The following is a 14,418-nucleotide window of genomic DNA, read 5'->3' as shown; positions in this document are numbered from 1 at the left end:
AATTGATGCGTATCAATAAACTGTGTTATTATTAGAAATACTTTGAATGTATAGACACCGTTCTAAAACAAAATTTAAATTTGAATATAACTAAAGATACAATGGTTGAAAATTTAGATGTAAACGGATATACGTACTTTAGGATATTATCGTACAGCGGTGCTCGAAAATCAGAAATACTAGCTCTTAAATGGTCAGATATTGATTTCGATACATCTACCCTCAATATCAATAAAACACTCACTAGAGGCTTAAATAACAAGATTATCATGCAACCTACTAAGACAGTGAACGGTAGAAGAATTATTGATATGGATAATGACTCTATGAAGCTCTTGAAGCAATGGAAGATGTATCAGGCTCGTCTAGGACACACGGATATTCAAACAACAATGAATATCTATGCTCACGTTACAAAAGAAGAAAAGAAAGATACCGCAGATAAGTTTGCGAAGTTTATGGAGAATTAGTAATAATAGTTAAAAGAGAGCTCAATTATTGTTACGTGATTAAGTCTCCGATATTTTATATAAATATTAAGTAGTTCATAAAAAGGGAGAAGGGAATATAAAATGGCTAATCTAGGATTTACGTATCTATTCACAAATAATATGAGTGAGACGAAAAAATTTTATTCAGAAATATTAGCATTAGAGCTTATATGGGATGAAGAAGACGATATTGCTTTTAATATAAACAACCATCAGTTATCCATTCAATACCACAAAGACTTTAAGAAAGCTTCTCCTTTGTTTTCCATCCAACCTGGATGGAAAGGTGGGGTGGCGCCTAGGACGAGTTGGTCAATAGCATTTGAATCGAATGAGTACAATCAAGTCATTGCTAGATTGCAAAAGGAAAGGGTCAAGACATACCATAGCGTGCCACAATGGGTTGGTTACTGGAGTTTTCCAGTCTTAGATCCAATGAATAATACGATTGAGATAACCTGTAGTGAATATGAGATTAATGGTTGACTTAATTCATCTGTATATAAAAAATATCACTAAAAATAAAACCATTACCCTTTTTCCAGTAGTAATGGAAATGGTAATGGTTGGTAATGGTTTATAGCAAGTGTAAGCAAAGCTCTAGAATTAAAAAAGGCTTCCTACCAGCGTTTAGAAGCTGTTAGGAAACCTTAGTAAAGCTATAATGGAGTTGAGGGGAGTTGGGGGATGAATCAGATATACCCGATATGTCGCATGCCTTAATTGAAGCAGATAAACGTTCTAAGAAATTAATGACTCTAAAGCTTTACGATGAGAAAAGCTAGTCAAGAAATTAACATTATAAATACATCTAAAAACACTAAACCACCCATAACCGCTTAATGGTTGCGATTATAGGTGGTTTATTAAATTTAAAGTGATAAAGTTTGAAGTTCTGGCTTGAGATAGAGTGAAGGATATTTGCTTTGCATTTCCCTCACAAAAATACAAGCCCTCAAGACTTCCGAATAGGTTTATTCACTCAAAGTCTATCCTAAAAACTTATCTTAAACTCATATTCAATATCTTCTTCTGCCGAAATACGATATGGTTCCTCTACATTAGAACCCCAGCTATCTATCCCTCCAACACCACGAACTGCTCCGTAAATATTTAATACAGTCCTTCTTGGAAGAGGTAATTCTTCATGGTGAGTAGCACTTTCTACTTCTATTGCAGTATATGGTGTACAAGAAAAGGCAAACTCTTTACTTATTTTTTCAAAAGTTAAGCTTTTTACTTCTTTATTTTTATAGGCATTGTTTAAGCTTGTTTTGCGATTAACTTTGACCCAACTCGTATCACAATGTAAATTACTCTCTTGTGGTACCAAGTAAGGAGTCAGTGATAAATCATCCACTTGATACACACCCTCTACTCCTCCAGCTTTTCGATCCGGATAAGTTTCACCTGATAATCCTTTATATTCAAAAGACTCAGCCAGTGTTGGCATCACAAATCTTAAGCCAAAGGCAGGTAATTCAGGTAAATCTTTTTTGCCTGAATATTTAACCTTTACACTAATTTCGCCGCTTTTTTCTACAAGATAAGTCACAGTGATTTCAGTTGCTGGGTTGGTGCAAGTTTCATAAAAATAAGCTATTTCTATGGTTTCTGCAGTCTCATTGCCTTGATATTTATTAGCTACTGTACCCGTAGGACGTTCAATTACTTGTGAGTCGACTTTAATTTCAAAGCCCTTAAAATTAATGAACATATCCGCCCCAAACCACATAGCAGATTTTTCTGAAAAACCATTTCCTCGATCATTATCTGTCGTCGCTCGCCAAAAAGTAGGTTTTGGTGCTCTATACAACCACTCATAATCATCAATTAATAGTGATTCTAACCCTCCACGAGAGTAATTAAACATATAATGAAAATTGTATCCTTTTACTCCTAAATTCACATCACCATAGATAATTTCTAATGCTTTAGTATTTTCCATAGTAATATTTCACCTCCTGCATTGCTGGTTTTTCTTCTCTTGTCGCAAAAACAATTCCATTAGCAGAGAATTCGTAGTCAGACGGACGGTCATCAAAGTCGCCACCATATCTTAAGACTTTTTTTCCAGACACTTCATCATGTACATAGATTGCTTGATCGATAAAGTCCCATATAAACCCACCCTGATATGACGGATAGAGGTCAAGTAATTCCATGTAAGATCCAAATCCACCGATAGAGTTCCCCATATTATGCATAAACTCACATAAAATAAATGGTTTTTGTGGGTCATTGTCTAAATACGCCTTAATATGTTCTGGATAAGCATACATTCTACTCTCAACATCTGATACGGTCGGTTTATAATTCTCATCAAAAACGACTCCTTCATAATGAGTAAGGCGCGAAGGATCAACATTTTTGTAGTAGGCATTAGCTTTTTCCAAAACATCCCCAACAAAAGATTCATTACCTAATGACCAGAATAAGATTGACGTATGGTTTTTAAACACTTCATAATTAGTTTTTGCTCGATCTAAAATTACGGCTTCCCATTGCGAGATTGATCCAGGAACATTATAGGAAGGCTCAACTTGCCCCATTTTTTGCCAAGTTCCATGTGATTCTAAGTTCATTTCTGCCATCAAATAGATACCCGCTTGGTCACACAAATAATACCATTCAATTTGATTTGGGTAATGGGCAGTTCGCACAGCATTAATATTGTTTCTGCGACAAATATCAATGTCTTCAATCATTTCATCTAAACCAATTGAACGACCTTTTCTTGGATGCCATTCATGACGATTTACCCCATTTATAATGAGTCGCTCGCCATTTAAATAAATGACTTTATCAATGATTTCAATTCTTCTAAAGCCAAATTGATAAGGTACAAGTTCTATTAACTCACCTTTTTCATCTAATACTTCAATAAATAATTGGTATAATTTTGGACTCGTATTGCTCCATAATTCTACATCATTGAAAACTTGATCTAAAATAATGCTGTTCTTTTCAACTGATTTTGTTTCATCAAATAATTGTTTATTAGATGAATCTAAGACTTTAGCTCGTATTTGATAGCCTTCAAAATTATCGCCCGAAAAACTCCCTGTAACTTTTAGTGTTCCTACTTTAAAATCATCATTTAAAGTCGGTTCAATCTTTAAATCATTTAGATGAACAATAGGTTCTTCCAATAAATTCACACTGCGATAAATCCCAAAGAAACGGAAAAAGTCCTGGTCTTCCAAGTAAGCTGCTGTAGAATATCTATAGACTTCAACAGCTAGTTTGTTTGTTCCTTCTTTTATAAAATCTGTGATATCAAACTCTGAAATAGTAAAGCTATCTTCTGCATAGCCAACAAACTGACCATTCACCCATAAGAACATAGCTTGTTCAACACCTTCAAACTGTAAAACATAACGTTTGGAAGGATTCACTTCCTCAACATCAAACTCTTTAATATAAGAGCCGACTGAATTATCATCTGACTCACTGAAAACCCCTTTAATCTCTTTATAATCTAAAGTATAAGGCGGACGACGATATTGCTTGCCATCCCAAGGGTACATTGTATTCACATAATGTTGCTGAGCATGATCACTAAATTCAATGTGTGAAGGGACACTGATTAGATCAAACTCTTTTGCATCAAAATCTGTTTCATAAAAATTAAGAGGTCTCACTTTTGGGTTCTTAGAATAGACAAATGACCAATCACCATTTAATGACTGGACAAAGCTACTTTTCTTCTCTTCAAACTCTTGGTAGCTTCTGTAGTGCTTATGATCACTGCGACTAGCTATATTTCCTTCACGAAATATCTCAGGGTTATCTAACCAACTGATATCTGGAGTCATAATTTCAATCCTTTCTGTAAGTAAAATAGTAAGCGATTACTTTAAACTTAGTATAGCAAACAGGATTCAAATGCATATGTTATAATTTAATAAATATATGGAAAAATGTATCCTAAAAAGGTAGGTTGATATGAGAGAATTATGGTTACATTTCGAAACAGAAGCAAATGATGTGAAATTAGATGAATGTGGGATTCAAAAATTCTTAATGATGACTCACTACAAATACATTACTTACCAAAATTTTGTGATTCATTATATTACGGAAGGTAGTGGGTACTTTGTAATTAATGGCATAGAACATAAGTTAAGTAAAGGGGATGGATTCATTTTAAGGAAGGGCCAAGAAGTAGAGTATTTCCCTGATGACAAAGATCCTTGGAAAACCTATTGGATTGGAATCAGCGGTGATAAGCTTAAGACCTATTTAAATAGTAATGCGTTATTAACTGAAGATGTCCTCACTTTTAAAGCAGACAGTATGTGTAAAAAAATTATTCTTGAAATATGTGATTACAGCTTGCAGCACCAAGGGCAATCAATCGATACACTTTGGTACCAAATTAAGTTATATGAGTTTCTCTATCATGCTAGAAAGGAATTCCCCTTAACTACAATCGAGTACAGCCCCAACAATCGAAATTATGCTGAGATTGCTCTCGATTACATTTATGCTAATTATGCAAAGGATATTTCAATTACAGAGATAGCTAATTACATCGGTGTGACTCGGGGATATTTGAATAAGATTTTTAAAAAGAATTTTAATAAACCACCTTCTCAAATCCTACTCGAAAGAAGAATGCGTACAGCTGTGACTTTATTAACCACAACTGACTTATCGATTGCTGCAATTAGCGAAAAAATCGGCTACTCTGACCCGCTTTATTTTTCAAAAGTATTTTCAAAATACTTTGATAAAAGCCCAACTCTATTCCGCAAAATACCACATGATGCTAGTTTAATGGAAGACTTATTTTAACCGATACCCCATTCTTATAGTAAAGCAAAGCCTTAGTTGTTATGAGTTAAGATAATCAAGATGATAGCTAGAAGTAAGAGAACTTTACTTTACGATTAAATAGCACAAGACCAGCATAGATTACATGCTGGTCTTGTATTTATGTACCAATGAACGTCAATTTTCTTAAAGAATTAAAGTAATTACTTTATTTCTTCAATTACCGTTTTATTTCAAGAAACATTACACTATATGGATCTACATTAAATGTATTCATATCATTTTCAATTAGTTCACTTTTTACAACAACTTGATTTGATTCTTCTAATGTGTTTTTTGTATCAGGGCTTGCTGATAATTGAGTTAATTTAATTTGTGAAGTTGGATTATCCAATTCAAAAGTAAAAGGCACTTCTTTTACATTGACTACTTTTAAAAGATAATTATCTGATTCTTGATCATAAACGGCATTCACATAAGCAGCTTTTACAATTAGTGGTAATTCTTCTGTGTGATTGAATTCTACCCCATCAATTTTCGTGATTATTTTATTTTCTTTTACTTCTAGTTGACAACTATAATGTTTGTTGGTTTCAACTTTCCACATTGTTTGAGTGAGTACACTTTCCGCTCCATTTTTAATAGAAGAAATTAAGCAATCTTGATTTTCCCAACCACCTAAACTCCAGCTATATAGATTTTGATTATCTGTGCGACCAAAGAAGAATTTAAATCCTTTCTTTTTTAAGCCGGCGGTTTTGACGAAATCAAAATTAATTGTATAATGCGTACTCTTTGTTTGACCAAGAATCTTTTGCTCATTATCTTTTATAGTTTGCTTGTCAAATTTAGTCACTTCACCCGTTACATTATCTGTGAATGTTAAAGCGTCTACTTCAATATCAGCCCAGTCACCACTTAAGCCAAAATCACCTGTAATATCCTTATCTTCTAATAGAATAGATTCTGGCATATCTTGGATGTCAAAGTCAATATTATGCGTCCCTTGTTGAGTCATAAATAATTTTTGCACATCATAATTCACAGAACCATACACTTTTTCTTGGTTAAACCAGATTAGATTCGGACGCCAATTCACATAATCCTCATTAGCAAACAAGGGTGCATAACAAGCTAAAGCTACTTTATCAGCATTTCTCTCCAGACCAATCATGTAACTGGCTTCAGCTAAAGCATTACGCCAGCGATTATCTTTAGCTGCATATTCACCTAAAAATACTTTAGGCCCATTTGGATCAAAATGATCATAATGATGGTGGTGAGCTAAAAACCATTCAGGAGTTGCATAATAATGCTCGTCCACTAAGTCAGATTGATGTTCAAGAGCACTTTTCCACCCTCTATCATATTCACTTCCTTCAGAGAAAGGTCCAGCAGAATTAATTAGCTTTATATTTGGATAAGCTTTACGAATCGCCTCATGGAAATAAGCATAACGATCAAAAAATTCTTGCCCTACTTCTTCGTTCCCAATGCCCAAATACTCTAAATTAAAAGGTTCTGGATGGCCCATTTCAGCACGTACTGCGCCCCATTCGGTCGATACATCTCCATTAGCAAACTCAATCAAATCAAGCGCATCTTGAATCCACGGGTCAAGCTCATCAATTGCGACTGCTCGTTTATGATGTGGATCCCATCCGCCTGGTAAGACAGGGATTGGTTTAGCGCCTAAGTCTTCACTTATTTGGAAATACTCAAAGAAGCCTAAACCGAGAGATTGATTATATCCCCAATTGTTTCGTTTAGCTGGTCTAGTTTCGACCGGTCCAATCGTATTTTTCCAACGGTACATCGAGTCGCGATCTTCACTATTTAAACTCCCATCATGAACAAGGCAACCACCTGGAAAACGTAAAAACTTAGGTTTCATCTCTGCTAATTTCTCAGCTAAATCTTTACGACAACCATTTTCTCTATTTTTAAAGGTCGCTTTTGGAAAAACTGAAATCATATCAATGGCTAAATCAGTAATTGCTGGAAAAGATACAGCCAATCTTCCATCTACAACCGTTTCAGGCATGCTCATTTCTATAGAATATTTAGACCAACCTCCATTATTTATAGAGACAGTCTCTTGATTATAGATTTTGCCTGCTGCATCTTGGAACTGAAGGCTAACTTTTTGTCCTTTAAAGTCCGCTTTAGCAAAGAATGACAGTCTGTAAATTTCACCTTTTTGTAAATATAAGCCTTGATTGTATCCTCGATTTCGAATTGTGATTTCTTCTAAACTGTTTATTTTTAAATAATGTGGGTTTCTAGGATGCAGGGGATTGTCAGAGAGAACTCGTAACTCTAACTGTTGTTCTACTAAATCATTGCCATTGACATCTTCCCAGCCATATAGAGCATGGTAAGTCGCATGATCTATTCGATTGAATTCAAAAGAACGATTTTGAATCATTTCAGCATACAAGCCTCCATCGGCTGCATGGTTTAAATCTTCAAAGAAAATCCCATAAAGGTCCCCTAGTTCCACTAGTTTGTCGTCATAGTTAAGTTTAATTTTTGTCATTAATCCGATATCTCCTTCATTCTTCTATTCATTCATTTTTTATTTAGATAATAGACTTGATAAGCATTTCCTTCAATCAAAGTCCTATTTTGGTCATCAAAGTAACTCTCCCAATGAGTAGGCAAGTTAATTTCTATTGCTTGATCATTGTGATTTAAAACAAAATAATAGCTTTTTTCAGCCTGCTCCCGATAAGCAATTTCCACACCAGCCGGTGTTGGAACTGCATCTATACAGCCTTGCGTCAGTTCATCTATGAATTGGCTCATTAATTCTTTATCTAATTGAGTGCCCACATAATAAGCTTGGCCTTCTCCAAATGCGTTAACTGTAATTGCTGCTTCTCCTGCATAAAATTCTGAGTCATAGTATGCAAGAGGGTTAGCAGTTGTTGGGACTAAAATATCTGCCCATTTATTTCCATAGGATTGGACCCCGGCAAAATCTACTTTAACTTGAGTGCGACGTAAGCTATCATACTCATGGATTTCTACTCCAAAGACCTTACTCAAATTACCAGGCAATGCTTTATCCAGCATATTTATATTATTGCGTTCTTTCACACCTGTTCGCATAGTAACTACTAACCTGCCACCATTTTTGACATAACTTGCAAAATGTTCTTCTTGTTCTGGACTCATCAAATATTGTAAAGGCGCAATAACGATTGAATACTGGCTCCAGTCCTCTAATTCACGAACGAAATCAACCGGAATATTTCTGCGATGGAGTTCTCTATAGTAGGAATGCAAATAATCGATATAATTTAAATCCGGATTATGGGGCTGGATTTCCATTGCATAATGTTGTGCATATGAGTGAACAAGCGCAACTTTTGGCTGAGGTAAGGAACCATTTATTTCTTGCATAAGGGGTTTAACTTTTGTAATCAAAGCCTTTATTTCATTATATGAACGACCAGGAATACCTGAATGTGGCAAAATACCATGCCAATACTGTTCTGTGCCCATTGGACTAGACCGCCAACGAAAATAAACAATTGTATCTGCTCCATGCGCAACTGATTGGACACTCCATAAACTAATTTGTCCAGGCTTAGGTGTTCTGCCTAAAATTTCCCAACCTGAAATACTTGTTTGTTGTTCCATAATCCAAAAATTATCTTTATTAATACTTCGAATAAAATCTAACTCAGCTGCTGGAAAAGTATACTTTGCATCGCGTTCTTCAGCTAATTGATCACGGTCAAAGTCTCTCCAATAGCCTTCTACATACTGATCATGGCTCACAAAATCTAATTGCTTAGCTAAATCATGGTAGTTAACAATATTAGAAAAGCCCATTAAGTTATGTGTTAAGAAACGATCTGCTGAATATTGGCGAATAATCTTCGCTTGAAAAGCATGAAATTCATTAATTAAGTCTGAATGAAATAACTTCCATTCTAAAGACCTGGATGGATTCTGTCCAGAAGCAGTTACTTTAGGTGAATGGATTTGATCAAAACTATTATATCCTTGACTCCAAAAAGCCGTTCCCCAATTTTTATTCACTTGATCGATTGTGCTATATTTTTCTTTTAACCATTCTCGAAAACGGCTTTCACAATGTTCACAATAACACAAATCTCCATGACTATTTCCTAATTCATTATCAATTTGCCAACCAATTACTTGCTCATTCTGAGTAAAATGCTTAACAAATCTAGTGACATAACGTTCGATATGTTTACGGTATTCACGATGGGAATGACAGCTATGATGACGACCACCAAAATACCGACGTGTCCCGTCTGAAGCCATCGGCTGGATGTCTGGTGCTTGTTCAATAATCCAGGCAGGTGGAGCAGCAGTCGGAGTTCCTAAGACTACTTTTATATCATATTCTGCACAAAGTTCAATGACTTCATCTAACCAAGCAAAGTTAAATTTATTCTCTGATGTTTCCAGAAGACTCCATGAAAACTCAGCCATTCTTACTAAATCAATGCCCATTTCTTTCATCATTGATAAATCAGTCCGCCACCTACTTTTGTCCCAATGTTCTGGATAATAATCTACTCCAAATTGTAATCCTTTCATAAATATAGCTCCCTATTATTCATTTGTTTTAAATTATTGTAGCGCATATAAAAAAGGAATATAATAGATTATACTGTAATAAACTAACCTTTTCTGCAATCGGAGGATAAAGATGCTTAAAATTTTAGATGGCGGAATTAATACCCGGCATAAAGAAAACTTTAGGATGAAGCGAGCAAATGGAATTGATGGATATTTACTTCTTTTTATAAAGACAGAGGCTATTTTATTTTTAAATCATCAAAGTCACAGAGTAGCTCCTCACTCAGTGATCTTAATCGATCGCCATACTCCTTATGAATATTATAATCCAAACGGGGAATATATTGATGATTGGCTGTTTTTTGATACCAAAGATAAAAACCCCCTTCAAACTATGTCGCCCATTTTAAATAAATTATTTAACTGTCAGAGTATTGCACAGCATGAAGTATATTTACAACAACTTTTATGGGAAAAAGAATATGCCTCACCCACCATCAAAGATGAAAACATGCATTTATTATTTAAAGTTCTTTTGAATAACTTGAGGGATTCCTATGATGAACGCCATAACTTAATTTATAACAATCATTATTATCGCCTGTTTCAAGAACTTCGTTTTGACATTCAATCAGATCCATCTATCACAATGACTGCCGATAGTTTGGCTAGCTCTTTAGGGATTAGTGTCTCACATTTTCATCATTTATATAAAGATTTTTTTCAGTCTACTTATCTCGCTGACATTATTTATTTTCGAACAGAGTTAGCTAAAACTTTGTTAACGACAACTGAATTATCAATCCAGCAAGTAATGGAAGCATGCGGTTATAAAAATGCGGTTCATTTTTATCGTCAATTTAAAGAACGAGTCCACATGACTCCAGCCAATTTTAGAGCGCTACATATTCAAAAAACAATACATCCTCCGGCAAAATAAAAAGCCTATCCCGTCGTTCAAAAGAACGGAGGATAGGCTTTGTCAATTATAAGTGCAACTTTCATTTTTCAAGATGGATCAATAAGGTAATTTTTAACTTCTCATCTTCAGTGTAATAAGTCGCCTGAGTCTGATAGGCAGTTGCTTCTTGACCAAAATGGTCAATATAATTTTGTTGGTGAATATTTACATCAGCTTCTTCAAGTTCGATATTAACTCTTAAATGATCTTTGCGATTGCCATCATCTACTGTTGGCTGTAAGCTAGATTTTACTCTAGAAATGAAATTCTCAGTTACTTGATTTTGGCCATGTTGAAATTGAAATTCATCTTGGATCATTAATTGGCCATTGGAGCGATTGTATATAAACTTGCGCACAAAGGACACTAATTCAGCATTCTCACTATAAGTATTTGTTAGATCCAATACAAACTCTACTTCTTTTTCGGAGCTACGATAGTCAATTACTTTAGTTGAAACAGGACCAGCTTGTTGTGTTTTTCCATTGATTAATGGAATTGAATGTCCCGTCGCTCCAACAACAAAGTGCTTATAGCGCGTCTCTTCTATAAAATAATCTTTCGTATATTCTCCTGAACCTAAATCATCTAAAAATAAGTGACTTGGACTACCATACACAAAATTACCTAAATCTATGTGGTTATGACTTTCATCATTACTTCCACCACGCGCTGCAAAGTAAATACCATTCACTTTATCATTGGAGACTAACCACTGACGATTTTCAAAAAAGTGGACAAAAGATTGCTTGTCATCTTGATGCGCTTGACTATATTTGAAGTTAAATAAGTTATGTGCAAACCGATAACAGTGGTCGAATAATAAACTAGTTGGTTGCTTGATTTCAGGAATAGGAACATCAAATTTTTGATGTAAATAACTTAATAAGCCTGATGGGAGTTCTGCATCATTATAATCGCCAAAAGGCACTGACTTTTCTCCTTCAATCATGGCATAGTATGGAAAAGTAGCGATTGCTTTTATTTTAGGATGGGTAAGATAGTGATCATTCCCCGTTACTTCATGATACATTTCTGCAAAATAAATACAATAACCAAAGCCATAGGTCCAGTAACCGACCCCTCACGGGGATGAGGGTATTTCAACAGCACAATTTGTGTCTTAATTTTTCACACATACTATATGTTGTGTTTTGATAAAATCGCATAAAACTCCCTCAATTCATTAAATCTAATGCACTGTGACTAATCTAAATTATTCTTAATATTTACATTTCATGCTATGATAATTGTATCAACTAAAGGAGTGTTCTATGTGATTAAAACCATTCAACCTACTAATAACCAATCTTACCAATGGATTCAACTTGAAGATGCTTCTGTAGATGAAATTAATCAATTGGTAAATGAATTTGATCTGCCTCATGATTTCATTACAAGTAGTTTAGATACGAATGAAATATCTCGTTTAGAGGAACATCTTAATAAAAATGGTGACCATTTTACACTTTTAGTCATTAATTATCCTTATGTTCAAGAAAATGAAGATATTCGTCAACGTTATCAAACGCAAGCTATTTCCATCGTTTATAACCATGAGACATTGATTACGAGTTTTCAGTCATCCTTTACGGATATTTATTCTTATTTAATAGATGATTCTAAAAAGGTAACATTTGATTCGCCAGAGTTGATTATGCTTGAAATATTGCGGTTGATTGCCAGAAGCTATTTACTTTTTATTGAAGACCTTGAAGAAATCATTATGGATTTAGAAATGACGGTGGTCCACCGCACTGAAAATGAACTTTTTTTCCAATTGATGGGGATTAATCGTGGCTTAGTTAATTTTCAAGTGGCGATTGAACAGAATCAGCAAGTGATTGAATCGTTGCATAAAGTGGTTAAAGCGGATGATAATAACGCTGATATTTATTCAAAAATTCATGATGTTTTGATTGAACAAAAGCAAGCCAAAGCAACGATTAATCGGTTAAGGCAGTATAATGATAAGATTAGCGATATTTTATCGAATGTAGTCAATAATAATTTAAATAATATTATGAAGGTATTGACGGTTTGGTCGATTATTTTGACGATTCCAACCATTATTTCTGGGATTTGGGGAATGAATGTTCCCTTACCAGGAACAGAAAATAATATGTCCCATACTCTATTAATTGTTGGTTCTGGGTTGTTAATGCTGATAGTTTATATGTTATTCAAGAAAAATAAATGGATTTAATGTGAAAGGAGTCGCTATGCAAGCAAAAGATCGTAGAGCACATATATTGGAATTTTTACAAACTCAAACTGGACCTGTGACAGCCTCTCAATTGGCTAAGCAATTTGATGTGAGTCGGCAAATCATTGTAGGTGATATCGCTTTGTTGCGTGCAAGTGATTATGATATTTTAGCTACGAATCAGGGATATTTATTAACATCACAAATCGCACCAAGATCGCGTCGGTATACCGCAAAAGTGGTGGTTCAGCACGAGGCTGCAATGAGCGAGCAGGAATTGCGTTTAATTGTCGACCACGGGGGTGAAGTTGAGGATATTCAAGTGGACCATCCTTTTTATGGTTTAATTACTGCCCCATTAAATATCCGCGACCATCAAGATGTTGATCATTTTGTGGAACAAATGACTTTGTATGATGGTGTCTATTTGAGTAGCTTAACCGCTGGGATTCATATTCATACGGTGAGTTGTGTGGATAAGCAAAGTTTTGATCAATTACATGACGCTTTAGAGTCGGCGGGGTTCTTGTTAAATGAGGATTTGGCATAGGTGTCTTGACATATGTAAAGCTTAGTTTTATAATAACTATTATGTGATTAAGTTATTATAAAGGAGTTTTTAAATGAATCATACGAAACAACGCTCACGGGCTCTACAACTTACCATAACAGCTGCTTTAACTGCGATTGGTATTCTCATTCCGATGGTCATGCCCATTCGATTAGTTATTGGTCCAGCTTCTTACACACTTGGAAGTCATATTCCTTTATTTTTGGCAATGTTCATTTCACCTTCAACTGCAATTTTTGTTTCTTTAGGAACAGCCTTAGGCTTTTTCATTAGTGGCTTCCCTATTGTAATTGTTTTTCGAGCTTTATCACATCTTCTTTTCGTCAGTGTTGGAGCTTATTATCTAGATAAAGACAATTATCGATTGCAGACAGCTTTGCAGAGGTATTTATTTAGTTTTGTTTTGAACTTAATTCACGGAATCGGTGAAGTAATCGTTGTGTTTGCTTTCACTGCCGCTGGATCGCAGGGATTAGACGCTAATTTCTGGTATACCCTATTTGTCTTAGTAGGAATCGGAACGGTCATTCACGGTATGATCGATTTTGAGTTAAGTTATTATTTTGGTCGTGTGTTAAATCATCGCACTCAAATCCAATTGCCGAATTTTGTTGAATAGAATATAAAGTCTTTGTCATGAAGAATGATGAGGAACATTTTAAAGGTCAAGTCACATTTTTTGTGATATGCTCCCCCTAAAGTAGACGCTGAAAAAGTAAAACTACTTTTGGGGGAATTTTTATGCGTTCAAATAGTAAACATACGTGGGAAGAATTGGAAAGATTTATTCGATTGTATTTAGAGGATGGGAAAAGTTTTAGAGAATTAAGTGAAGAATATGGATTAT

12 protein-coding genes are annotated in these 14,418 nt (G+C 34.8%); 7 read left to right on the top strand and 5 right to left on the bottom strand.

Annotation, left to right across the window (positions count from 1 at the left end; translation table 11 throughout):
* Window positions 1-101: 101 nt before the first annotated feature.
* Entirely contained in the window at window positions 102-470 is a 369-nt protein-coding gene (locus ACTQ54_RS12265; protein ID WP_441757227.1) for a site-specific integrase, read from the top strand.
* Window positions 471-572: 102 nt separating this feature from the next.
* The gene (locus tag ACTQ54_RS12260; RefSeq protein WP_106193140.1) at window positions 573-977 is read left to right on the top strand and encodes a VOC family protein; all 405 of its coding nucleotides are present in this window, start codon (window positions 573-575) and stop codon (window positions 975-977) included.
* A gap of 508 nt (window positions 978-1,485) precedes the next feature.
* On the opposite strand, the gene ACTQ54_RS12255 is transcribed toward ACTQ54_RS12260, so the two are convergent.
* On the bottom strand, window positions 1,486-2,439 hold the full coding sequence (locus tag ACTQ54_RS12255) for a beta-galactosidase small subunit (protein ID WP_441757226.1): 954 nt from the start codon (window positions 2,437-2,439) through the stop codon (window positions 1,486-1,488).
* Entirely contained in the window at window positions 2,426-4,309 is a 1,884-nt protein-coding gene (locus ACTQ54_RS12250) for a glycoside hydrolase family 2 TIM barrel-domain containing protein (RefSeq protein ID WP_441757225.1), read from the bottom strand. Before ACTQ54_RS12250 ends, ACTQ54_RS12255 begins: the two co-directional genes overlap by 14 nt.
* A 130-nt stretch (window positions 4,310-4,439) precedes the next feature.
* Here ACTQ54_RS12250 and ACTQ54_RS12245 point away from each other — a divergent pair, with 130 nt between their 5' ends.
* Window positions 4,440-5,291, top strand: coding sequence for an AraC family transcriptional regulator (locus ACTQ54_RS12245; RefSeq protein WP_441757224.1), 852 nt, complete (start codon window positions 4,440-4,442; stop codon window positions 5,289-5,291).
* Window positions 5,292-5,490: 199 nt separating this feature from the next.
* Here ACTQ54_RS12245 and ACTQ54_RS12240 read toward each other — a convergent pair whose 3' ends face one another.
* Both ACTQ54_RS12240 and ACTQ54_RS12235 read right to left on the bottom strand, forming a co-directional pair.
* Window positions 5,491-7,809 (bottom strand): alpha-L-arabinofuranosidase C-terminal domain-containing protein, encoded by a 2,319-nt coding sequence (locus ACTQ54_RS12240; RefSeq protein ID WP_441757223.1) that lies wholly within the window; start codon window positions 7,807-7,809, stop codon window positions 5,491-5,493.
* Between the two features lie 32 nt (window positions 7,810-7,841).
* On the bottom strand, window positions 7,842-9,851 hold the full coding sequence (locus ACTQ54_RS12235; RefSeq protein ID WP_441757222.1) for a beta-galactosidase: 2,010 nt from the start codon (window positions 9,849-9,851) through the stop codon (window positions 7,842-7,844).
* A gap of 112 nt (window positions 9,852-9,963) precedes the next feature.
* Here ACTQ54_RS12235 and ACTQ54_RS12230 point away from each other — a divergent pair, with 112 nt between their 5' ends.
* A complete protein-coding gene (locus tag ACTQ54_RS12230) occupies window positions 9,964-10,773 on the top strand; it encodes a helix-turn-helix domain-containing protein (RefSeq protein WP_441757221.1) in 810 nt (269 codons plus the stop codon).
* 61 nt (window positions 10,774-10,834) lie between these two features.
* Here the strand turns inward: ACTQ54_RS12230 and ACTQ54_RS12225 are convergent, their stop codons facing one another.
* Complete coding sequence (locus tag ACTQ54_RS12225; protein ID WP_441757220.1) at window positions 10,835-11,827, bottom strand: hypothetical protein; 993 nt, start codon at window positions 11,825-11,827, stop codon at window positions 10,835-10,837.
* 243 nt (window positions 11,828-12,070) lie between these two features.
* On the opposite strand from ACTQ54_RS12225, the gene ACTQ54_RS12220 reads away from it, so the two are divergent.
* The 3 genes from ACTQ54_RS12220 to ACTQ54_RS12210 all read left to right on the top strand — a co-directional run bounded on the left by ACTQ54_RS12220 (window position 12,071) and on the right by ACTQ54_RS12210 (window position 14,190).
* Window positions 12,071-13,000: a magnesium transporter CorA family protein gene (locus ACTQ54_RS12220; protein ID WP_441757219.1), complete on the top strand. Its 930-nt coding sequence runs from the start codon at window positions 12,071-12,073 to the stop codon at window positions 12,998-13,000.
* 16 nt (window positions 13,001-13,016) lie between these two features.
* Window positions 13,017-13,550, top strand: coding sequence for a transcription repressor NadR (locus ACTQ54_RS12215; protein ID WP_441757218.1), 534 nt, complete (start codon window positions 13,017-13,019; stop codon window positions 13,548-13,550).
* Between the two features lie 73 nt (window positions 13,551-13,623).
* On the top strand, window positions 13,624-14,190 hold the full coding sequence (locus ACTQ54_RS12210) for a hypothetical protein (RefSeq protein WP_441757217.1): 567 nt from the start codon (window positions 13,624-13,626) through the stop codon (window positions 14,188-14,190).
* Window positions 14,191-14,418: the final 228 nt, after the last annotated feature.

Origin of the sequence: Fundicoccus sp. Sow4_H7, from assembly GCF_052115865.1 — a bacterium.
Taxonomy (GTDB): domain Bacteria; phylum Bacillota; class Bacilli; order Lactobacillales; family Aerococcaceae; genus Fundicoccus_A.
This window is presented reverse-complemented; position numbering and strand designations above follow the sequence as displayed.

Coding starts and splice junctions, on each gene's coding strand:
- ACTQ54_RS12265 (WP_441757227.1), top strand. CDS start 102: ATGGTTGAAAATTTAGATGTAAACGGATATACGTACTTTAGGATATTA.
- ACTQ54_RS12260 (WP_106193140.1), top strand. CDS start 573: ATGGCTAATCTAGGATTTACGTATCTATTCACAAATAATATGAGTGAG.
- ACTQ54_RS12255 (WP_441757226.1), bottom strand. CDS start 2,439: ATGGAAAATACTAAAGCATTAGAAATTATCTATGGTGATGTGAATTTA.
- ACTQ54_RS12250 (WP_441757225.1), bottom strand. CDS start 4,309: ATGACTCCAGATATCAGTTGGTTAGATAACCCTGAGATATTTCGTGAA.
- ACTQ54_RS12245 (WP_441757224.1), top strand. CDS start 4,440: ATGAGAGAATTATGGTTACATTTCGAAACAGAAGCAAATGATGTGAAA.
- ACTQ54_RS12240 (WP_441757223.1), bottom strand. CDS start 7,809: ATGACAAAAATTAAACTTAACTATGACGACAAACTAGTGGAACTAGGG.
- ACTQ54_RS12235 (WP_441757222.1), bottom strand. CDS start 9,851: ATGAAAGGATTACAATTTGGAGTAGATTATTATCCAGAACATTGGGAC.
- ACTQ54_RS12230 (WP_441757221.1), top strand. CDS start 9,964: ATGCTTAAAATTTTAGATGGCGGAATTAATACCCGGCATAAAGAAAAC.
- ACTQ54_RS12225 (WP_441757220.1), bottom strand. CDS start 11,827: ATGTATCATGAAGTAACGGGGAATGATCACTATCTTACCCATCCTAAA.
- ACTQ54_RS12215 (WP_441757218.1), top strand. CDS start 13,017: ATGCAAGCAAAAGATCGTAGAGCACATATATTGGAATTTTTACAAACT.
- ACTQ54_RS12210 (WP_441757217.1), top strand. CDS start 13,624: ATGAATCATACGAAACAACGCTCACGGGCTCTACAACTTACCATAACA.